General features: G+C 68.1%; 28 protein-coding genes. All 28 read right to left on the reverse strand.

The window, feature by feature from the left end; all coding sequences use genetic code 11:
• Nucleotides 1-183 precede the first annotated feature (183 nt).
• Nucleotides 184-627: a 50S ribosomal protein L15 gene (gene rplO, locus AB0H52_RS08655; protein WP_030329906.1), complete on the reverse strand. Its 444-nt coding sequence runs from the start codon at nt 625-627 to the stop codon at nt 184-186.
• Complete coding sequence (gene rpmD, locus AB0H52_RS08660) at nt 627-809, reverse strand: 50S ribosomal protein L30 (protein WP_151488125.1); 183 nt, start codon at nt 807-809, stop codon at nt 627-629. The genes rplO and rpmD overlap by 1 nt, the downstream gene beginning before the upstream one ends.
• Nucleotides 809-1,423: a 30S ribosomal protein S5 gene (gene rpsE / locus AB0H52_RS08665; RefSeq protein ID WP_074314587.1), complete on the reverse strand. Its 615-nt coding sequence runs from the start codon at nt 1,421-1,423 to the stop codon at nt 809-811. Before rpsE ends, rpmD begins: the two co-directional genes overlap by 1 nt.
• A 33-nt stretch (nt 1,424-1,456) precedes the next feature.
• A complete protein-coding gene (gene rplR, locus AB0H52_RS08670; protein WP_151488126.1) occupies nt 1,457-1,846 on the reverse strand; it encodes a 50S ribosomal protein L18 in 390 nt (129 codons plus the stop codon).
• Entirely contained in the window at nt 1,843-2,385 is a 543-nt protein-coding gene (gene rplF / locus AB0H52_RS08675; protein WP_124860508.1) for a 50S ribosomal protein L6, read from the reverse strand. Before rplF ends, rplR begins: the two co-directional genes overlap by 4 nt.
• A gap of 16 nt (nt 2,386-2,401) precedes the next feature.
• Complete coding sequence (rpsH, locus tag AB0H52_RS08680; protein WP_007465270.1) at nt 2,402-2,809, reverse strand: 30S ribosomal protein S8; 408 nt, start codon at nt 2,807-2,809, stop codon at nt 2,402-2,404.
• Nucleotides 2,810-2,925: 116 nt separating this feature from the next.
• Nucleotides 2,926-3,111, reverse strand: a complete 186-nt coding sequence (locus AB0H52_RS08685; protein ID WP_007073023.1) for a type Z 30S ribosomal protein S14 — start codon at nt 3,109-3,111, stop codon at nt 2,926-2,928.
• Nucleotide 3,112: 1 nt separating this feature from the next.
• Nucleotides 3,113-3,679: a 50S ribosomal protein L5 gene (gene rplE / locus AB0H52_RS08690; RefSeq protein WP_088987580.1), complete on the reverse strand. Its 567-nt coding sequence runs from the start codon at nt 3,677-3,679 to the stop codon at nt 3,113-3,115.
• Nucleotides 3,679-3,999 (reverse strand): 50S ribosomal protein L24, encoded by a 321-nt coding sequence (gene rplX, locus AB0H52_RS08695; RefSeq protein WP_007465276.1) that lies wholly within the window; start codon nt 3,997-3,999, stop codon nt 3,679-3,681. The genes rplE and rplX overlap by 1 nt, the downstream gene beginning before the upstream one ends.
• Nucleotides 3,996-4,364, reverse strand: coding sequence for a 50S ribosomal protein L14 (gene rplN, locus AB0H52_RS08700; RefSeq protein ID WP_007073026.1), 369 nt, complete (start codon nt 4,362-4,364; stop codon nt 3,996-3,998). The genes rplX and rplN overlap by 4 nt, the downstream gene beginning before the upstream one ends.
• 97 nt (nt 4,365-4,461) lie before the next feature.
• Entirely contained in the window at nt 4,462-4,740 is a 279-nt protein-coding gene (rpsQ, locus tag AB0H52_RS08705) for a 30S ribosomal protein S17 (RefSeq protein WP_151488127.1), read from the reverse strand.
• Nucleotides 4,741-4,771: 31 nt separating this feature from the next.
• Nucleotides 4,772-5,005, reverse strand: coding sequence for a 50S ribosomal protein L29 (gene rpmC, locus AB0H52_RS08710; RefSeq protein WP_151488128.1), 234 nt, complete (start codon nt 5,003-5,005; stop codon nt 4,772-4,774).
• Complete coding sequence (gene rplP, locus AB0H52_RS08715; RefSeq protein ID WP_007465292.1) at nt 5,005-5,430, reverse strand: 50S ribosomal protein L16; 426 nt, start codon at nt 5,428-5,430, stop codon at nt 5,005-5,007. Before rplP ends, rpmC begins: the two co-directional genes overlap by 1 nt.
• A 3-nt stretch (nt 5,431-5,433) precedes the next feature.
• Nucleotides 5,434-6,303: a 30S ribosomal protein S3 gene (rpsC, locus tag AB0H52_RS08720; RefSeq protein ID WP_007465294.1), complete on the reverse strand. Its 870-nt coding sequence runs from the start codon at nt 6,301-6,303 to the stop codon at nt 5,434-5,436.
• Complete coding sequence (rplV, locus tag AB0H52_RS08725; protein WP_139585967.1) at nt 6,303-6,761, reverse strand: 50S ribosomal protein L22; 459 nt, start codon at nt 6,759-6,761, stop codon at nt 6,303-6,305. Before rplV ends, rpsC begins: the two co-directional genes overlap by 1 nt.
• A 41-nt stretch (nt 6,762-6,802) precedes the next feature.
• Nucleotides 6,803-7,084 (reverse strand): 30S ribosomal protein S19, encoded by a 282-nt coding sequence (gene rpsS, locus AB0H52_RS08730; protein ID WP_151488129.1) that lies wholly within the window; start codon nt 7,082-7,084, stop codon nt 6,803-6,805.
• A 12-nt stretch (nt 7,085-7,096) separates the two neighbouring features.
• Nucleotides 7,097-7,936, reverse strand: a complete 840-nt coding sequence (gene rplB, locus AB0H52_RS08735) for a 50S ribosomal protein L2 (protein WP_030329891.1) — start codon at nt 7,934-7,936, stop codon at nt 7,097-7,099.
• A gap of 12 nt (nt 7,937-7,948) precedes the next feature.
• A complete protein-coding gene (gene rplW, locus AB0H52_RS08740) occupies nt 7,949-8,251 on the reverse strand; it encodes a 50S ribosomal protein L23 (RefSeq protein ID WP_007465304.1) in 303 nt (100 codons plus the stop codon).
• Nucleotides 8,248-8,898, reverse strand: a complete 651-nt coding sequence (gene rplD / locus AB0H52_RS08745) for a 50S ribosomal protein L4 (protein WP_151488130.1) — start codon at nt 8,896-8,898, stop codon at nt 8,248-8,250. Before rplD ends, rplW begins: the two co-directional genes overlap by 4 nt.
• Nucleotides 8,895-9,560, reverse strand: a complete 666-nt coding sequence (gene rplC, locus AB0H52_RS08750; RefSeq protein WP_151488131.1) for a 50S ribosomal protein L3 — start codon at nt 9,558-9,560, stop codon at nt 8,895-8,897. Before rplC ends, rplD begins: the two co-directional genes overlap by 4 nt.
• Before the next feature lie 11 nt (nt 9,561-9,571).
• Nucleotides 9,572-9,880, reverse strand: coding sequence for a 30S ribosomal protein S10 (gene rpsJ / locus AB0H52_RS08755; RefSeq protein ID WP_007073037.1), 309 nt, complete (start codon nt 9,878-9,880; stop codon nt 9,572-9,574).
• Nucleotides 9,881-10,230: 350 nt separating this feature from the next.
• Nucleotides 10,231-11,424: an elongation factor Tu gene (tuf, locus tag AB0H52_RS08760; protein ID WP_151488132.1), complete on the reverse strand. Its 1,194-nt coding sequence runs from the start codon at nt 11,422-11,424 to the stop codon at nt 10,231-10,233.
• A gap of 214 nt (nt 11,425-11,638) precedes the next feature.
• The gene (gene fusA, locus AB0H52_RS08765) at nt 11,639-13,735 is read right to left on the reverse strand and encodes an elongation factor G (RefSeq protein WP_151488133.1); all 2,097 of its coding nucleotides are present in this window, start codon (nt 13,733-13,735) and stop codon (nt 11,639-11,641) included.
• A 74-nt stretch (nt 13,736-13,809) separates the two neighbouring features.
• On the reverse strand, nt 13,810-14,280 hold the full coding sequence (gene rpsG, locus AB0H52_RS08770) for a 30S ribosomal protein S7 (protein WP_076466673.1): 471 nt from the start codon (nt 14,278-14,280) through the stop codon (nt 13,810-13,812).
• A gap of 1 nt (nt 14,281) precedes the next feature.
• Nucleotides 14,282-14,656 (reverse strand): 30S ribosomal protein S12, encoded by a 375-nt coding sequence (gene rpsL, locus AB0H52_RS08775; RefSeq protein ID WP_007465318.1) that lies wholly within the window; start codon nt 14,654-14,656, stop codon nt 14,282-14,284.
• A 524-nt stretch (nt 14,657-15,180) separates the two neighbouring features.
• On the reverse strand, nt 15,181-15,561 hold the full coding sequence (locus AB0H52_RS08780; RefSeq protein ID WP_151488139.1) for a hypothetical protein: 381 nt from the start codon (nt 15,559-15,561) through the stop codon (nt 15,181-15,183).
• A gap of 637 nt (nt 15,562-16,198) precedes the next feature.
• Complete coding sequence (locus tag AB0H52_RS08785) at nt 16,199-16,564, reverse strand: hypothetical protein (protein WP_151488765.1); 366 nt, start codon at nt 16,562-16,564, stop codon at nt 16,199-16,201.
• A gap of 92 nt (nt 16,565-16,656) precedes the next feature.
• Nucleotides 16,657-20,547 (reverse strand): DNA-directed RNA polymerase subunit beta', encoded by a 3,891-nt coding sequence (locus AB0H52_RS08790; protein WP_151488764.1) that lies wholly within the window; start codon nt 20,545-20,547, stop codon nt 16,657-16,659.
• Nucleotides 20,548-20,551 lie beyond the last annotated feature (4 nt).

A 20,551-nucleotide genomic window follows, 5' to 3' on the forward strand; every position in this document is an offset into this window, starting at 1 on the left:
GTGGATCCCGGGCGAGCGCCCGGAATCCATGGCTGGGATGGGACTCTAACAGCCCTATCCCGGTCCGGGCAGATGTGCCCGGCTACATAAACCGATTCCGATATTACCGGGCGCACACGCCCCGGGTAGACCATGGCGCCCGCCAGTTGCTCACAACTGGACGGGCGCCATGGGTCGTACGCCTTACAGCTCGGTGACGGAGCCACCGGCGGCGGCGATCTTCTCCTTGGCCGACGCGCTGAACGCGTGCGCCGACACCTGGAGCGCCACTCCGCCAAGGTCGCCGGTGCCGAGAACCTTCACCGGGTGGCCCTTGCGGACCGCGCCGGACTCGACCAGCTCCAGCGGGCCAACCTGGCCGCCGTTCGGGAACAGCTCGGCGAGTCGGTCCAGGTTGACCACCTGGAAGACCACCTTGAACTTGTTCTTGAAGCCCTTCATCTTCGGCAGGCGCATGTGGATGGGCATCTGCCCACCCTCGAACGCCGCCGAGATGTTCTTGCGGGCCTTGGAACCCTTGGTACCGCGACCAGCGGTCTTGCCCTTGGAACCCTCACCGCGACCCACACGGGTCTTCGCGGTCTTGGAACCGGGCGCCGGGCGCAGGTGATGCACCTTGATCGTCATTACTCGACCTCCTCGACCTTCACGAGGTGGCTCACAGTGAAGATCATGCCGCGGATCTCGGGCCGGTCCTCCTTGACCACCACGTCGTTGATCCGCTTGAGACCGAGCGAACGCAGCGAGTCACGCTGGTTCTGCTTGGTCCCGATACCGGACCGGAGCTGGGTGACCTTCAGACGTGCCATCAGTGCGCCACCCCCGCACGCGACGCCAGCATGGCGGCCGGCGCGACGTCCTCCACCGGCAGGCCACGACGCGCCGCGACCTGCTCGGGGGACTCAAGCCCCTTCAGGGCCGCCACGGTGGCGTGCACGATGTTGATCGGGTTCGACGAGCCGAGGCTCTTGGAGAGCACGTCGTGGATCCCGGCACACTCCAGCACGGCACGCACCGGACCACCGGCGATGACACCCGTACCGGCCGAGGCCGGCTTGAGCAGCACCACGCCAGCGGCGTCCTCACCCGTCACCGGGTGCGGGATCGACTGGCCGATACGCGGAACCTTGAAGAAGTGCTTCTTGGCCTCCTCGACACCCTTGGCGATGGCCGCGGGCACCTCCTTGGCCTTTCCGTAGCCCACGCCGACCGTGCCGTCGCCGTCGCCCACGATCACCAGGGCGGTGAAGCTGAAGCGACGACCGCCCTTCACGACCTTGGCGACGCGGTTGATCGCGACGACCCGCTCAAGGTGCGGGGTCTTCTCGACGGGCGCGTTTCCGCGGCCGCCCTCACGGCGGTTGTCGCGGCGACCACCCTCGTTGCCACCGGACCCGCCGCCACGGCGCTGTTGACCTGGCATCAGCAGCCTTCCTTATCTCTCGTGACGGGGTTGTTAGAACTCGAGCCCGGCTTCGCGGGCGGCGTCGGCAAGCGCGGCGACTCGCCCCGCGTACCGGTTGCCACCGCGGTCGAAGACGACCTTGGAGACGCCGGCGGCCTTGGCCCGCTCGGCGAGCAGCGCGCCCACCTTGCCGGCGAGGGCGCTCTTGTCGCCCTCCGCACCGCGCAGCGAGGCGTCCAGGGTCGACGCCGACGCCAGGGTGTGGCCCTTGGTGTCGTCGACGATCTGGGCGACCATGTGCCGCAGCGAACGGGTGACGACCAGGCGCGGACGCTCGGACGTACCGCTGACGTTCTTGCGGACGCGGAAGTGCCGACGCGCACGCCCAACGGCGCGCTTGGCGGCGACGCCGCGGCGGCGCTTGAGCAGCGTGGCGCTCACTTCTTACCTGCCTTTCCGGCCTTGCGGCGGATGACCTCGCCCTGGTACTTCACGCCCTTGCCCTTGTAGGGCTCCGGCGGACGGATCTTCCGGATGTTGGCGGCGACCTCACCGACCTGCTGCTTGTCGATGCCGGCCACGTGGAACAGGGTCGGCCGCTCCACCGTGAAGGTGATGCCCGCCGGGGCGGGAACGACCACCGGGTGCGAGAACCCGAGCGCGAACTCGAGGTCCGAACCCTTGGCGGTGACCCGGTAACCGGTGCCGGCGATCTCCAGGCTCTTGCGGTAGCCCTCGGTGACCCCGACGATCATGTTGGCAACCAGCGTACGGCTCAGGCCGTGGAGTTCCTTGGCCTTGCGCTCGTCGTTCGGCCGGTTGACGCTCAGCTGCCCATCCTCGGCCCGCTCGATCGTGATCGGCTCGGCGAGGGTGTGCTGGAGCTGGCCCTTGGGGCCCTTGACCTTGACGGTCTGCCCGTCGATCGTGATGTCGACGCCGGCTGGCACCGGGATCGACTTACGTCCAATTCGCGACATTTCTACCTGTCTCCCGTTACCAGACGAAGGCGAGGACTTCCCCGCCAACACTCCGCTTGCGGGCCTGCCGGTCGGTCAGCAGCCCCTGGGACGTCGAAATGATCGCCACGCCCAGCCCACCGAGCACCCGCGGGAGCCCGTCCGACTTGGCGTACACCCGGAGACCGGGCTTGGACACGCGCTTGATGCCGGCCAGGCTCCGCTCGCGGTTCTGGCCGTACTTCAGCTCGACGACCAGTCGCTTGCCGACGGCGCCCTCCTCGGGCTCCTCGACCGACCAGGTGGCGATGTAACCCTCGGCCTTCAGGACCTCGGCGATGTTCGCCTTGATCTTGGAGTAGGGCATCTTCACCTGATCGTGGTACGCCTGGTTGGCGTTACGCAGACGCGTGAGCATGTCTGCGATCGGGTCGGTCATCGTCATGGATTTCGTCAGCCTTTCTCGCCGGGGTTCCCGGGGCATCAGCCCCGGGCCTACGGCGAAGAGCAATACCTAATCGGTGCAGGAGTTCCCGGCTGACAGCCGGGACGCGGTCGCCCTTACCAGGAAGCCTTGGACACGCCCGGCAGCTCACCGCGGTGGGCCATCTCCCGGATGCAGACCCGGCAGAGCCCGAACTTGCGGTAGACCGCCTTCGGACGCCCGCACCGCTGGCAGCGGGTGTACGCGCGAACCGAGAACTTCGGCTTCGCGGCCGCCTTGAGGATCAGCGCCTTCTTGGCCATCTCAGTTCTCCTTGAACGGGAAGCCCAGGAGCTTGAGCAGCGCCCGGCCCTCGTCGTCAGTCGTGGCGGTCGTGACCACCGTGATGTCCATGCCCCGCTGGCGATCGATCTTGTCCTGATCGATCTCGTGGAACACCGACTGCTCGGTCAGACCGAACGTGTAGTTGCCGTGCCCGTCCAGCTTGCGCCCGTCCAGACCGCGGAAGTCGCGGATACGCGGCAACGCGATGGAGAGCAGCCGGTCCAGGAACTCCCACATCCGGTCGCCGCGAAGGGTCACCTTCGCGCCGATCGGCATGCCCTCGCGGAGCTTGAACTGCGCGATGGACTTGGTCGCCCGCCGCACCTGCGGCTTCTGGCCGGTGATCGTGGCGAGGTCGCGGACCGCGCCGTCGATCAGCTTGGCGTCGCGAGCAGCCTCGCCGACACCCATGTTGACGACGATCTTGACCAGCCGCGGCACCTGCATGGGGTTGCCGTAGCTGTGCTGCTCACGCAGCTGGGCCACGATCTCGTTGCGGTACCGCTCCTTGAGGCGCGGCATGGTCTTTTCGGTAGCCGTGGTCATCACAGGTCCTTACCGGTGCTACGCGCGATGCGGACCTTCTGGCCGTTGTCGTCGATCCGGTAACCGACGCGGGTCGGCTTGCCGTCGGAGTCCAGGACCTGCACGTTCGAGACGTGGATCGGGGCCTCCTGGGTGACGATGCCGCCGGTCTTGGCGCCACGCTGGGTGGTGCTGATGCGGGTGTGCTTCTTGACCCGGTTCACGCCCTCGACCAGGACCTTGTCCTGCCGCGGGTAGGCCGCGATGACCTTGCCCTTGGCACCCTTGTCCTTGCCGGCGATGACGACGACCGTGTCGCCCTTCTTGACCTTCACGGTCACAACACCTCCGGCGCGAGGGAAATAATCTTCATGAACCGCTTGTCCCGCAGCTCCCGACCCACCGGGCCGAAGATGCGGGTACCGCGCGGGTCCCCGCCGTCCTTGATGATGACGGCGGCGTTCTCGTCGAAGCGGATGTACGAGCCGTCCGGCCGCCGCTTCTCCTTGGCGGTGCGAACGACGACGGCCTTGACGACGTCGCCCTTCTTGACACCGGCACCCGGGATCGCGTCCTTGACGGTGGCCACGATGACGTCGCCGATGCTCGCGTAGCGCCGACCGGAGCCACCGAGAACCCGGATGCACAGGATCTCCCGAGCACCCGTGTTGTCGGCGACGCGCAGTCGCGACTCCTGCTGAATCACGTCTATCTCCTATGTCTGCCGGTTCTCCGGCCGCCGTAGCGGCCGGAGCCTGGCGGAACCTACGCCCGACGCAACGCCGGGCGAGCTCGAGCCTTCGCTACTTGGCCTTTTCCAGGATCTCCACGATCCGCCAACGCTTGGTGGCGCTCAGCGGCCGGGTCTCCATGATCAGGACCCGGTCGCCGGTGCCGGCGGCGTTCTGCTCGTCGTGCACCTTCAGCTTGCTCGTACGGCGCATGATCTTGCCGTACAGAGCGTGCCGAACCCGGTCCTCGACCTCGACCACGACGGTCTTGTCCATCTTGTCGCTGACCACCAGGCCCTCACGGACCTTGCGGCGCGAGCGCTGCGCGCTCGCTGCGGTGTTTTCGCTCATGCTCGAGCTCCCTTACGCTCGCTTCGCTCGCTCACGAAGTCACCTCGGTCGGCGCGGCCGAGAGCCCCAGCTCGCGCTCGCGCATGATCGTGTAGATCCGGGCGATCTCCCGACGGATGACCTGCAACCGCCGGTTGTTGTCCAGCTGCCCGGTTGCGGCCTGCACGCGGAGGTTGAACAGCTCCGCCTTGGCCTCCCGCAGCTTCGTGACCAGCTCCTCCTCGGAGAGCTCACGCAGCTCGGTCGCCTTAACGCCCGCTGCCATCAGGATTCACCCACTTCGCGCGTAACAATGCGGCACTTCATCGGGAGCTTGTGGATCGCGCGACGCATGGCCTCTCGCGCGATCTGCTCGTTGGGGAAGGACATCTCGAAGAGAACCCGCCCCGGCTTGACGTTGGCGACCCACCACTCGGGCGAACCCTTACCGGAACCCATCCGGGTCTCGGCAGGCTTCTTGGTGAGGGCCTGGTCCGGGAAGATCGTGATCCAGACCTTGCCGCCACGCTTGATGTGACGGGTCATCGCGATACGCGCCGACTCGATCTGGCGGTTGGTCACGTACGCCGGCTCGAGAGCCTGGATCCCGAACTCGCCGAACACCACCCGGTTACCACCCTTGGACGCGCCACTGCGGTCCGGGTGGTGCGGCTTGCGGAAGCCCTTCGGGGGCTTGCGCGGCATCAGCATCTGTCAGCCCTCCTGCTGCGTTTCTGCCGGAGCAGCCGCGGCCGCGACAGCTGCGCTGTCGACCGGCTCGCCGCTCGGCGTCTCGGCCTGCTGCGCGATGGTGGTCGCAGCAGCCCGGCCGGCCTCGGTGCCACCGGCCGTCGTGCCGGACGAACCCGACCGGCCACGGCGCGGACGCTCGGGACGGTCGCCACGCTCACCACGACGCGGGCGGGACGGACCGGCCTCGGCCGGAGCCTCCCGGCCCGGGACGGCGTCGCCCTTGTAGATCCAGACCTTCACACCGATCCGGCCGAACGTGGTACGGGCCTCGAAGAAGCCGTACTCGATGTTGGCCCGCAGCGTGTGCAGCGGAACCCGGCCCTCACGGTAGAACTCGGTCCGGCTCATCTCGGCGCCGCCGAGGCGACCCGAGACCTGAACCCGGATGCCCTTGCAGACCGGGTTCTTCATCGCCGACTGCATGGCCTTGCGCATCGCCCGACGGAAGCTGACCCGGCTGGACAGCTGCTCGGCCACGCCCTGCGCGACGAGCTGAGCGTCCGACTCGGGGTTCTTCACCTCGATGATGTTCAGCTGGACCTGCTTGCCGGTGAGCTTCTCGAGCTCGCCGCGGATCCGGTCGGCCTCCGCACCCTTACGGCCGATGACGATGCCCGGCCGAGCGGTGTGGATGTCGACGCGGACCCGGTCGCGGGTGCGCTCGATGTCGACCTTGGAGATGCCGGCGCGCTCGAGGCCCTTGGACATCATCCGGCGGATCTTGACATCCTCGCCGATGTAGTCCTTGTAGAGCTTGTCCGCGAACCAGCGGGACTTCCAGTCGGTCGAGATGCCGAGCCGGAACCCAGTGGGGTGAACCTTCTGACCCATTACTCGGCGCCCTCCGTCTTGCTCTGCGCTTCGGCCGGTGCGGCCTCCGTGGCCGGTGCGGCCTTCTTGGCCGCGGCCTTCCTCGGCGCTGCCGGCGCGACCGCCTCGACCGCCACGGTGATGTGGCAGGTCCGCTTGCGGATCCGGTACGCCCGACCCTGCGCCCGAGGCTGGAACCGCTTCATCGTCGGGCCCTCGTCAACGAACGCCTCGCTGACGAGCAGCGCGTCGGGGTCCAGCCGCTCGTTGTTCTCCGCGTTGGCGATCGCGCTAGCGAGCACCTTGTACACCTGCTCGCTCGCAGCCTGCGGCGCGAACTGCAGCACCGTGAGCGCCTCCTTCGCGGGCAGGCCGCGGACGAGGTTGACCACCCGGCGCGCCTTCATCGGCGAGATGCGCACGTGCCGCGCAACCGCCCGCGCGCCCGGAAGCACCGGAGCGTCGCCCTTTCCTGGCATCGCTGTAACCCCTTGTTCCCTCTATCCGTATGCCCGCGGCGTCAGCGCCGACGGCTCTTCCGGTCGTCCTTCTCGTGACCCTTGAACGTGCGGGTCAGCGCGAACTCGCCGAGCTTGTGCCCGACCATCGCCTCGGTCACGAACACCGGGACGTGCTTGCGTCCGTCATGCACCGCGATCGTGTGCCCGAGCATCTCCGGGATGATCGTCGAGCGCCGCGACCAGGTCTTGATCACGTTCTTCGTGCCCTTTTCGTTCTGCAGTTCCACCTTCTTGAGTAGGTGGGCGTCTACGAACGGGCCCTTCTTCAGGCTGCGAGGCATGTCTTATCTCCCTCAGCCGCGCTTACGCGTGGCGTAGCGGCGGCGGACGATCAGCCGGTCACTCGGCTGGCCCTTACGGCGGGTGCGGCCCTCGGGCTTACCCTGCGGGTTGACCGGGTGGCGACCACCGGAGGTCTTACCCTCACCACCACCGTGCGGGTGGTCGACCGGGTTCATGGCGACACCACGGACGGTCGGGCGCTTGCCCTTCCACCGCATACGGCCGGCCTTGCCCCAGTTGATGTTCGACTGGTCGGCGTTGCCGATCTCGCCGATGCTGGCGCGGCAGCGCACATCCACACGCCGGATCTCACCGGACGGCATACGCAGGGTCGCGTACGCGCCCTCACGGCCGAGCAGTTGGATGCCCACGCCGGCGGAACGGGCCAGCTTGGCCCCGCCACCCGGGCGCAGCTCCACGTTGTGGATCGTGGTACCGACCGGGATGTTGCGCAGCGGCAGGTTGTTGCCGGGCTTGATGTCGGCGCCCGGACCGGACTCGACGCGGTCGCCCTGCTTCATGTCCTTCGGCGCGATGATGTACCGCTTCTCGCCGTCGGCGTAGTGCAGCAGCGCGATGCGCGCCGTGCGGTTCGGGTCGTACTCGATGTGAGCGACCTTCGCCGGCACGCCGTCCTTGTCGACCCGCTTGAAGTCGATCAGACGGTACTGGCGCTTGTGACCTCCACCGTGGTGCCGCGTGGTGATCCGGCCGTGGGCGTTACGCCCGCCCTTCTTCGGCAGCGGAGCCAGCAGCGACTTCTCCGGCGTGGACCGGGTGATCTCGGCGAAGTCGGCGACACTGGAGCCACGTCGGCCCGGCGTCGTCGGCTTGTACTTACGGATAGCCATTGTCTACACCCCTCAGCTGACCGGGCCGCCGAAGGCCTCGATGCGGTCACCGTCAGCCAGCTTCACGATCGCCCGCTTGGTCGCCTTGCGCTGACCGAAGCCGGTCTTGGTGCGCTTGCGCTTACCCTGGCGGTTGAGCGTGTTGACCGTCAGGACGCGGACGTTGAAGATCTGCTGGATAGCGATCTTGATCTCGGTCTTGTTCGCGTCCGGGTGCACCAGGAAGGTGTACCAGTTCCGGTTCAGCTCGCTGTAGCTCTTCTCCGAGACGACCGGCGCCACGATGATGTCGCGCGGGTCGGCGATCGTGCTCACTTGCCACCCTCCTCGGTGGTCTCGGCGGGCACGCCCAGGAACTCGTCCAGGGCGTCCTTGGTGAAGACCACGTCGTCGGCCACCAGCACGTCGTACGTGTTCAGCTGGCCGGACTCGATCAGGTGCACCCGCGGCTCGTTGCGCAGCGACACCCAGTTCAGTTCGTCGGTGCTGCTCAGCACGACCAGGACCCGACGGGCCTCGGTGAGCTTGGTCAGCGTGGCCAGGGCCGCCTTGGTCGACGGCTTCTCGCCCGAGACGAACGCCTCGACGACGTGCACCTGCCCGGCGCGGGCCCGGTCGGAGAGGGCACCGCGCAGCGCGGCGGCCTTCATCTTCTTCGGGGTCCGCTGGCTGTAGTCGCGCGGCACGGGACCGTGCACCACGCCACCGCCGGCGAACTGCGGGGCGCGGATCGAGCCCTGCCGGGCGCGACCGGTGCCCTTCTGCTTGTACGGCTTCTTGCCGCCGCCGGCGACCTCGCCGCGGGTCTTGGTCTTGTGCGTGCCCTGTCGGGCCGCCGCGAGCTGGGCCACCACGACCTGGTGCATCAGCGCGACGTTGGCCTGCACGTCGAAGATGTCCGCCGGCAGCTCGACGGAGCCGCTGGTGGTGCCTTCGACGGTGCGCACGTCAACGGTGGTCACTTGGCCGCACCGCCCTTCTTCACCTTGCTCTTGGCCGCGGTACGGACCAGAACCAGCGCGCCCTTGGGGCCAGGAATGGCACCACGGACGAGCAGGAGGTTGTTCTCGGTGTCGACCGCCTGGACGGTGAGGTTCTGCACGGTGTAGCGCACGCCACCCATCCGGCCGGCCATCCGGGTGCCCTTGAAGACACGACCCGGAGTGGCGCAGGCGCCGATGGAGCCGGGCGAGCGGTGCTTGCGCTCGACACCGTGGCTGGCGCGCAGACCGTGGAAGCCGTGCCGCTTCATCGGGCCGGCGTAGCCCTTGCCCTTGGTCTTGCCGGTGACGTCGATCGTGACGCCCGCCGGGAACTCCTCGACCGTGACCTCCTGGCCGAGCGAGTACTCCGACGCGTCCGTGGTGCGCAGCTCGACGATGTGCCGGCGCGGCGCCACGTCCGCCTTCGCGTAGTGCCCGCTGATCGGCTTCTTGACCTTGCGCGGGTCGATGGTGCCGTAGGCCAGCTGGACCGCGGAGTAACCGTCCTTCTCGGCGCTACGAACCTGGCTGATGACGCACGGGCCGGCCTCGACCACGGTCACGGGAACAACGCGGTTGTTGTCCCAGACCTGGGTCATGCCGAGCTTGGCGCCCAGGATCCCCTTGACTTGCCTGTCCATTTGTCCGGTCCCTACAGCTTGATCTCGATGTCGACGCCAGCCGGCAGGTCGAGGCGCATGAGCGAGTCGACCGTCTTCGGGGTCGGGTCGATGATGTCGATCAGCCGCTTGTGCGTGCGCATCTCGAAGTGCTCGCGCGAGTCCTTGTACTTGTGCGGCGAGCGGATAACGCAGAAACGGTTGATCTCCGTGGGCAGCGGCACCGGGCCCGCGACCTGCGCCCCGGTACGCGTCACCGTCTCGACGATCTTCCGCGCCGAGGAGTCGACGACCTCGTGGTCATAGGCCTTGAGCCGGATGCGGATCTTCTGTCCCGCCATGGTGGCTTCTGTTCCTTCTCTCGATGCCGCTGTGTTGCGGGCGCCTGTACCGGCTGGTACAGGCCCACTTCGCCGACCCCCGCGGTCGGGCGTGTCGCGCCCTCGGGCCGGGCTCCGCCCCGGGACTCCGGAGCGGTCCTGACCGCGCGGTGGGTCAAGGCGCCGATCGCATTACCGCGACCTGAACGCCGTGCGAGGGTGGTTGGCGACTGGGCCGCCAACCACCCTACGCTCGACTGTGCCGTCACCCGGAGGTTCAGCGAAAGCCGAACACAGGCGACGAACTGTCGTTACGCAACCTGACTAGTATGCCGCACGACCGGCGGCGGGTCTAATCGGGGTTACCTAGCTCACTTGATGATCTTGGTGACGAACCCGGCACCGACGGTGCGGCCACCCTCGCGGATCGCGAACTTGAGGTTCTCCTCCATGGCGATGGGCTGGATCAGCTTCACCGACATGGTGGTGTTGTCACCCGGCATGACCATCTCGGTGCCCTCGGGGAGGGTGACGACACCGGTGACGTCCGTGGTCCGGAAGTAGAACTGCGGACGGTAGTTCTGGAAGAACGGGGTGTGCCGGCCGCCCTCCTCCTTGGAGAGGATGTAGACCGTCGCCTCGAACTCCGTGTGCGGGGTCGTGGTGCCCGGCTTGACGACCACCATGCCGCGCTCGACGTCCTCGCGCTTGATGCCACGCAGCAGCAGACCGACGTTCTCGCCCGCGCGGGCCTCGTCGAGCAGCTTGCGGAACATCTCGATACCGGTGCAGACCGTCTTCTGCGACTTCTCGCGGATACCGACGATCTCCACCTCCTCGTTCGGCTTGAGGATGCCGCGCTCGGCGCGACCGGTGACGACGGTGCCACGACCGGTGATCGTGAAGACGTCCTCGATCGGCATGAGGAACGGCTTCTCGGTCTCGCGCTCCGGCTGCGGGATCGCGGTGTCGACCGCGGTCATCAGGTCCAGGAGCTTGCCGGTCCACTCGGGGTCACCCTCGAGGGCCTTCAGCGCCGAAACCCGAACGACCGGCAGGTCGTCACCCGGGTACTCCTGCGAGGAGAGCAGCTCGCGCACCTCGAGCTCGACGAGCTCCAGGAGCTCCTCGTCATCGACCATGTCGCTCTTGTTGAGCGCCACGACGATGTACGGCACGCCAACCTGGCGGGCCAGCAGCACGTGCTCGCGGGTCTGCGGCATCGGGCCGTCGGTCGCCGCGACCACCAGGATCGCGCCGTCCATCTGCGCGGCACCGGTGATCATGTTCTTGATGTAGTCCGCGTGGCCGGGGCAGTCGACGTGCGCGTAGTGCCGCGCCTCGGTCTGGTACTCGACGTGCGCGATCGAGATCGTGATGCCGCGGGCCTTCTCCTCCGGCGCCTTGTCGATCTCGTCGAACGGCGTGTACGGGTTCAGGTCCGGGAACTGGTCGTGCAGGACCTTGGTGATGGCCGCCGTCAGCGTCGTCTTACCGTGGTCGATGTGACCAATGGTGCCGATGTTGACGTGCGGCTTAGTCCGCTCGAACTTCGCCTTCGCCACTGGTGTCCTCCTGTGGACTTCTTGGTTCGTACGCCCGGCGCGCCGGTCGGCGCTTAGGACTCTGTCGACAGCCTTTCCGGCCTGAACGGCCGGAGAGCTTTTGTGGGTTCTGCGGCGATGAAGCCTACAGGCCCGGTCTCACGCAACCCGATCGTGGTGGCCGCGGGCGGGTGAACCCTCCCGCGACCGACCACGAATCACCTGCTCGGGGCAGTTACTCGCCCGTTGCCTTGGCGATGATCTCCTTCGCGACGCTCTGCGGAACCTCGGCGTAGGAGTCGAACTGCATGCTGTAGCTAGCCCGGCCCTGGGTCTTCGACCGCAGGTCGCCGACGTAGCCGAACATCTCCGACAACGGCACCAGAGCCCGGACGATGCGGGCGCCGCTGCGCTCCTCCATCGCCTGGATGATGCCGCGGCGGGAGTTGAGGTCGCCGATGACGTCACCCATGTTCTCCTCAGGAGTGGTGACTTCAACGGCCATCATCGGCTCGAGCAGTGCGGGGTCGGCCTTGCGGGCCGCCTCCTTCATCACCATCGAGCCGGCGATCTTGAATGCCATTTCCGAGGAGTCGACCTCGTGGTACTGGCCGTCCAGCAGCGTCAGCTTCACACCGACGAGCGGGAAGCCCGCCAGGATGCCGTACTGCAGGGCGTCCTGGGCACCGGCGTCGACCGACGGGATGAACTCCCGCGGGATGCGGCCACCGGTGACGGCGTTGGCGAACTCGTAGGTCGGCGAGTCGTTGTCCAGCGGAAGCGGCTCGACGCTCACGATGACGCGGGCGTACTGACCCGAACCACCGGTCTGCTTCTTGTGGGTGTACTCGATCTTGTCCACCTTGCGGCGGATCGTCTCGCGGTACGCCACCTGCGGCTTGCCGACGTTGGCCTCGACGTTGAACTCGCGGCGCATCCGGTCCACCAGGATGTCCAGGTGCAGCTCACCCATGCCGGAGATGACCGTCTGACCGGTCTCCTCGTCCAGCTGGACGCGGAAGGTCGGGTCCTCCTCGGCCAGGCGCTGGATGGCCGTGCCCAGCTTCTCCTGGTCGGACTTGGTCTTCGGCTCGATCGCCACCGAGATGACCGGCTCCGGGAAGGTCATCGACTCCAGGATGACCGGGTTCGCCGGGTCGGAGAGCGTGTCACCGGTGGTGGTCTGCTTGAGACCCTGCACGGCGATGATGTCACCGGCCTGCGCCGACGGACGCTCTTCCCGCTTGTTGGCGTGCATCTGGTAGATCTTGCCGATCCGCTCCTTGCGGTCCTTGGTGGAGTTGACCACCTGGGAACCGGAATCGAGCGTGCCGGAGTAGACCCGCACGTAGGTGAGCTTGCCCAGGTGCTTGTCCGTCTGGATCTTGAAGGCCAGGCCGGAGAAGGGCTCCGAGTTGGACGGCTTACGCAGCAGCGGGGTCTCGCCGTCGGGGGCCGTACCCTCGATCGCCGGAACGTCCAGCGGCGACGGCAGGAAGTCGACCACGGCGTCGAGCATGGGCTGGACGCCCTTGTTCTTGAACGCCGAGCCGCACAGCACCGGGTTGGCCTTGCCGGCGATGGTGGCACGCCGGATGGCGGCCTTGATCTCCTCGACGGAGACCTCCTCGCCTTCCAGGTACTTCTCCATCACCGAGTCGTCGACGTCGGCCAGGGTCTCCATCAGCTTCTCGCGCCACTCGGCCGCGGAGTCGGCCAGCTCGGCCGGGATCTCCTCGATCGCGTAGTCCTCACCCTTCTGGGTCTCCCCGCGCCAGGTGAGAGCGCGCATGCCGACCAGGTCCACGACGCCGATGTGGTCGCCCTCGAGCCCGATCGGGATCTGGAGCACCAGCGGGGTCGCGTTCAGCCGGTCGATCATCATCTGCACGCAGCGGAAGAAGTCGGCGCCGGTCCGGTCGAGCTTGTTGACGAAGCACATCCGCGGGACGTTGTACTTGTCGGCCTGCCGCCAGACGTTCTCGGTCTGCGGCTCCACGCCGGCGACACCGTCGTAGACCGCGACCGCACCATCCAGTACCCGCAGCGACCGCTCGACCTCGACCGTGAAGTCGACGTGGCCAGGCGTGTCGATGATCTGGATCGTGTGGCCCTTCCACTCACACTTGGTAGCAGCGGAGGTGATGGTGATACCACGCTCCTGCTCCTGCTCCATCCAGTCCATGACGGCAGCGCCCTCGTGGACCTCACCGATCTTGTACGTAATACCGGTGTAGAACAGGATCCGCTCGGTGGTCGTGGTCTTACCGGCATCGATGTGCGCCATGATGCCGATGTTGCGTACGTTGGCGAGCGCGTCTGCGGCGGCCACTTCAATCCCTACTTATCGTCGTCTCGACTCAACTGGTGGCGGTTCCGGCGCCCGAGAGCGCCGGAACCAGGGTGTTACCAGCGGTAGTGCGCGAAGGCCTTGTTGGACTCGGCCATCTTGTGCGTGTCCTCGCGCCGCTTGACGGCGGCACCGAGGCCGTTGCTCGCGTCCAGCAGCTCGTTCATGAGCCGCTCGACCATGGTCTTCTCGCGGCGTGCGCGGGAGTAGGTGACCAGCCACCGCAGGCCCAGCGTGGTCGCCCGGGCGGGGCGAACCTCGACGGGAACCTGGTAGGTGGCGCCACCGACACGACGGCTGCGCACCTCGAGGGTCGGCTTGACGTTGTCCATCGCCCGCTTGAGGGTGACGACCGGGTCGGTGCCGGACTTCTCGCGGCAGCCCTCGAGGGCCGCGTACACGATGGACTCGGCGAGCTGACGCTTGCCGCGGAGCAGGATCTTGTTCACCAGCTGGGTGACCAGCGGCGAGTTGTACACCGGGTCAGCGACCAGCGGCCGCCGCGGAGCGGGTCCCTTACGCGGCATGTCAGCTCTTCTCCTTCTTCGCGCCGTAACGGCTGCGCGCCTGCTTGCGGTTACGGACACCCTGGGTGTCCAGCGAACCGCGGACGATCTTGTAACGCACGCCGGGGAGGTCCTTCACCCGGCCGCCGCGCACGAGCACGATCGAGTGCTCCTGGAGGTTGTGACCCACACCGGGGATGTAGGCGGTCACCTCGATCTGGCTGCTGAGCTTCACACGAGCGACCTTGCGCAGCGCCGAGTTCGGCTTCTTCGGGGTGGTGGTGTACACGCGGGTGCACACGCCGCGCCGCTGAGGGGAACCCTTCAGCGCCGGGGTCTTGGTCTTGGTCGTCTTGGCCTGGCGGCCCTTTCGGACCAGCTGCTGGATCGTGGGCACCGGGTTTCTCCGCTCCCTTCGGCCGCTGTCGCGGCCGCGCCGTCTGCTCGTTAGCCGGCCTGATGACCGGCTCTCCTACATTCCGACCAGGGCCACCTTGCGGAGGTCCCGGCACCCGCGGTCGGGCGTGTCGCCCAGCTCACGGTCCCGGTACGGACGCTTTCGCGGACCTACCGGGGTTTTCTGTCACCGGCACGCGGGTCGCCCCGCGCCGGATCTTTGGCTTGTCGTGCTCGCCATCCGGATCACCGGAACCAGCGCACGCACGAGTTGCCCGGGCATGCCCGGGCACAAGGGGAAAGAGTACCTACCACAGCCGCCCAGGTCAAAACGGATTGGCCCGGCGGCCGTCTCACACCCGCCAGCCGGATCATGCCCTGCCCCGTCGCCCGTGATGGGCACCTACGGATACAAGTGTACCGGCTTCCCCACCGGACCACCCGTCGCCCCCGCAGCCGGCACCGCAGACCCGTCCCGGGACCTGCGACAACCGGGCCGCACGGCGATCCGGACGGTGACCAGCCTCACGTCAGGGAGATCACCAGGGACAGGCCCAGGGCCAGCAGGCTGAGCAACGCTCCCGCCGCACCGCAGCTGAGACCGGCCACCGCCAGCCCTCGACCGGTGAACCGGACCGCGGACGGACCTGCGGGCCGGCGGATCTGCCGCTGGCCGAGCAGGCCGGCGACGACGGCGGCCACCCCGGCCAGCGCGCCCAGCACGGCGAACGCGCCGGCCGCCCAGACCCCACCCTCGTTCGCGAAGGCCACGCCGAAGCAGATCACCAGCAACGACACCAGGATCGACGCGATGCCGGCCACCAACGCCCCGACGGCCAGGCCCGAGGTGACCGGGGCCACGTCCAGGTACACCACGCCGTACGGCGTACCGGGCACCGACTCCACCCGCTTCGGCGGGCGGGGCCGGTCGTCGGTCGGTGGCGGCACCGGGGGCCCATAACCGGGGGCGTGCGCCGGCTGCCCCCACCCCGGCGGGGGCCCGTACCCGGACGGCGGCTGCCCCCAACCGGGCGGCGGGGCCGGCGCACCGGAGACCGCGTACGGCTGGCCGGAGCCGGACGCGGCGACCGCACCCCCACCGGGCAGCGTCAACCCGGAGCCGGGTGCCGGTGCACCCCAGCCAGGCGGCGTCGCGGAAGGCGGCGGCCCGCCCCAGCCGGGCGGGGTCGAGGGAGGCGGTGCACCCCAGCCCGGCGGCGTCGCGGAAGGCGGCGGTGCGCCCCAGGTCGGCACGTCAGGGTGCGGCGCGGGCGCCGGCGACACGGCCGCCGGCGCGTCCGGCTGCCGGTCCGGATCGGGCCGCGCCCAGGCGTTTGGCTCGACCGGAGCCGGGGCCGGGGCCGGGGTCGGGGCCGGCGGCGAGGTCGGCGCGCCAGGATGCCCGGCCGGCTCGTCCGCCGGGGGCCGCGCCGGTTCCGTCACGAGGTCCTCCTGTCGACAGGCCACCACCGCCGTGCGGCGGACACGGCCAGGCTACCGCCGGAGGTTCCACCGCCCACGCCGGGCGCGACCGCGGATCGGGTCAGTCCATGTTCGTCGGGTAGTCGTGGCCGAACGGCGCGCCCGCCAACCGGACCACGCCGATCACCACTGCGACCACCACGCTGACCGCGACCAGCACCAGGCCGGCCCAGGCCATCCGCTCCCCGCGCCGCAGCCAGGCGCCGCCGGTCAGGAAACCCCCCGAGGCGTACGCCTCGCGGCGCGCCTGGCGGGACAGTTGGAGGGCCACCGTCGCCGGCACCACACCACCGATGAACAGGCCGGTCAGCATCCCGAGCAGCCCCAGCGCGAACACCGCCCGCGCCTTGGTGGCCCGGGCCGGATCGGGATCCAGCGGATGGCGGGGGCCCTGCGCGCTGGACACCTGGCCGGCTGCGGTGGTCATGCCCCCATTCTGCCCAACCCGATGTGCGGGTGGGCAGGTCCGGACACGACGAGGCCCCCGGCAGGTGCCGGGGGCCTCGTCGGTGTTGGTGCTTAGCGGTACGACCCGAAGTCGAAGTCGTCCAGCGGCACAGCCTGCCCGCTGGCCGGCCCGAACCCGTAGTCGGTCTCCGGGTAACCGGTCATCGAGTAGACCTTGGCCTTGGCCTCCTCGGTCGGCTCGACCCGGACGTTGCGGTACTTGCTGATGCCGGTACCGGCCGGGATGAGCTTACCGATGATCACGTTCTCCTTGAGGCCGACCAGCGAGTCGCTGCGCGAGTTGATCGCAGCGTCGGTCAGCACCCGGGTGGTCTCCTGGAAGGAGGCCGCCGAGAGCCAGGAGTCGGTGGCCAGCGAGGCCTTGGTGATACCCATCAGCACCGGACGACCGGCGGCGGGCTCGCCGCCCTCCGAGACGAGTCGGCGGTTCTCCGACTCGAACAGCGCCCGGTCGACCAGCACACCCGGCAGGAACTCGGTCGAGCCGGAGTCGATGACCGTCACCCGCTTGAGCATCTGGCGGATGATGATCTCGATGTGCTTGTCGTGGATGAGCACGCCCTGCGAGCGGTAGACCTCCTGGACCTCCTGGGTCAGGTGGACCTGGACCGCGCGCGGACCGAGGATGCGCAGCAGCTCGTGCGGGTCGATGGTGCCCTCGGTGAGCTTCTCGCCGACCTCGACGTGACCACCGTCGTGGGTCCGCAGCCGGACCCGCTTGGAGATCTTGTCGTAGACGATCTCGTCGCTGCCGTCGTCCGGCACCACGATGATCTTCCGGGAGCGCTCGCCGTCCTCGATCCGGATCCGACCCGGGGTGTCGGCGATGGGCGCCTTACCCTTCGGGACCCGAGCCTCGAAGATTTCCTGGACACGCGGCAGACCCTGGGTGATGTCCTCACCCGCGACACCACCGGTGTGGAAGGTACGCATCGTCAGCTGCGTACCCGGCTCACCGATCGACTGGGCGGCGATGATGCCGACCGCCTCGCCGACGTCCACGGTCTTGCCGGTCGGCAGCGAACGCCCGTAGCAGGCACCGCAGACACCCAGCTTCGACTCGCAGGTGAGCACGCTGCGCACCCGGACCGTCTCCACGCCGGCGGCGACGATCTTGTCGACCCCGATCGAGTTGATGTCCTGACCCCGCTCGGCGACGACGGTGCCGTCCGGCCCCTTGATGTCGTCGGCCAGGGTACGGGCGTGCACGCTGGTCTCGGCGTGCTCGTGCACGACCAGCCTGCCGTCCTCCAGGCGCTCGCCGATCTGCATCGGGATCGCCCGGTCGGTGCCGCAGTCCTCCTCGCGGATGATCACGTCCTGGGAGACGTCCACCAGACGACGGGTCAGGTAACCCGAGTCGGCGGTCCGCAGCGCGGTGTCGGCGAGACCCTTACGGGCACCGTGCGTGGAGATGAAGTACTCCAGCACGGACAGACCCTCCCGGTAGCTGGCCTTGATCGGCCGCGGGATGATCTCGCCCTTCGGGTTGGCCACCAGACCACGGATCGCCGCGATCTGCCGGAGCTGGAGCAGGTTACCGCGGGCACCCGAGTTGATCATCTTCCACAGTGGGTTCTCCTGCGGCAGCGCGGTGTCCATCTCCTTGGCGACCTCGTTGGTCGCCTTGGTCCAGATCTCGATGAGTTCGCCGCGACGCTCCTCGGCGGTCATCAGACCACGCTGGTACTGCTTGTCGATCCGGTCGGCTTCCTTCTCGTACTTCGCCAGGATCTCCGCCTTGCGCGGCGGAGCGATGACGTCCTCCATGCCGATCGTCACGCCGGACCAGGTGGCCCAGTGGAAACCGGCCTCCTTGAGCCCGTCCAGGGTGGCGGCCAGCGCCACCTTGGGGAAGCGCTCGGCGAGGTCGTTGACGATCGCGGAGAGCTGACCCTTGCGGATCTCGTAGTTCACGAAGCGGTAGCCCTGCGGCAGCGTCTCGTTGAACAGCACCCGACCGAGGGTGGTCTCCACGGTCAGCGGCTCACCCTCGACCCAGCCCTCCGGGGCGCTCCACGCCTCGGCGCCGGCGCCGTTGTCGACACCGATCACGTCACGCAGGCGGATCTTCACCGGAGCCTGCAGGTGTAGCTCGCCGTTGTCGAACGCCATCCGCGCCTCGGCGTCCGAGCTGAACGCCCGGCCCTCGCCCTTCTCACCGGCGGTGAGGTGGGTGAGGTGGTACAGGCCGATGACCATGTCCTGGGTGGGCATGGTGACCGGCTTGCCGTCGGCCGGCTTGAGGATGTTGTTCGACGACAGCATCAGGATCCGAGCCTCGGCCTGGGCCTCGGCGGACAGCGGCACGTGCACCGCCATCTGGTCACCGTCGAAGTCGGCGTTGAACGCGGTGCAGACCAGCGGGTGGATCTGGATCGCCTTGCCCTCGACCAGCTGCGGCTCGAAGGCCTGGATGCCCAGGCGGTGCAGGGTCGGCGCCCGGTTGAGCAGCACCGGGTGCTCGCCGATGACCTCTTCCAGCACGTCCCACACGACCGGGCGCTGACGCTCGACCATCCGCTTGGCGGACTTGATGTTCTGTGCGTGGTTGAGGTCGACCAGCCGCTTCATCACGAACGGCTTGAACAGCTCCAGCGCCATCTGCTTGGGCAGACCACACTGGTGCAGCTTGAGCTTCGGGCCGACCACGATGACCGAACGGCCGGAGTAGTCGACGCGCTTGCCCAGCAGGTTCTGCCGGAAGCGGCCCTGCTTGCCCTTGAGCATGTCGGAGAGCGACTTGAGCGGGCGGTTACCCGGACCGGTGACCGGCCGGCCGCGGCGGCCGTTGTCGAACAGCGCGTCGACGGCCTCCTGGAGCATCCGCTTCTCGTTGTTGACGATGATCTCGGGCGCGCCGAGGTCGATCAGTCGCTTGAGGCGGTTGTTCCGGTTGATCACGCGGCGGTACAGGTCGTTCAGGTCCGAGGTCGCGAACCGGCCACCGTCGAGCTGCACCATCGGGCGCAGGTCCGGCGGGATGACCGGGACGCAGTCCAGCACCATGCCGAGCGGCGAGTTGCGGGTGTTCAGGAACGCCGCCACGACCTTGAGCCGCTTGAGCGCCCGGATCTTCCGCTGGCCCTTGCCGGACCGGATGGTCTCCCGCAGGCTCTCGGCCTCGGCGTCGAGGTCCATGTTCTGGACCAGCGCCTTGATGGCCTCGGCGCCCATCGAGCCGGTGAAGTACTCACCGAACCGGTCGCGCAGCTCGCGGTAGAGCAGCTCGTCGGTGACCAGCTGCTTCGGCTCCAGCTTGCGGAAGGTGTCCAGCACCTCGTCCAGGCGGTCGATCTCGCGCTGGGCCCGGTCGCGGATCTGGCGCATCTCGCGCTCTCCGCCCTCCTTGACCTTGCGCCGGACGTCCGCCTTGGCACCCTCGGCCTCCAGCTCGGCCAGGTCGGCCTCGAGCTTGGCGGCCCGCTTCTCGATCTCCGAGTCGCGGCTGTTCTCGGACTGCCGCTTCTCGGCCAGGATCTCGTTCTCGATCGTCGAGAGGTCACGGTGACGCGACTCCGCGTCCACGCTCGTCACGACGTACGAGGCGAAGTAGATGATCTTCTCGAGGTCCTTGGGGGCGAGGTCCAGCAGGTAGCCCAGCCGGCTCGGCACGCCCTTGAAGTACCAGATGTGGGTCACCGGAGCAGCGAGCTCGATGTGCCCCATCCGCTCACGACGGACCTTGGAGCGGGTCACCTCGACGCCACAGCGCTCACAGATGATGCCCTTGAACCGGACGCGCTTGTACTTACCGCAGTAGCACTCCCAGTCCCGCTGCGGACCGAAGATCTTCTCGCAGAAGAGTCCGTCCTTTTCCGGCTTCAGGGTGCGGTAGTTGATCGTCTCAGGCTTCTTGACCTCGCCGTGCGACCACTGACGGATGTCGTCGGCGGTGGCGAGACCAATGCGCAGCTCGTCGAAGAAGTTGACGTCGAGCACTCTG

This window comes from Micromonospora sp. NPDC050695, from assembly GCF_040654415.1.
Taxonomy (GTDB): Bacteria; Actinomycetota; Actinomycetes; order Mycobacteriales; family Micromonosporaceae; genus Micromonospora.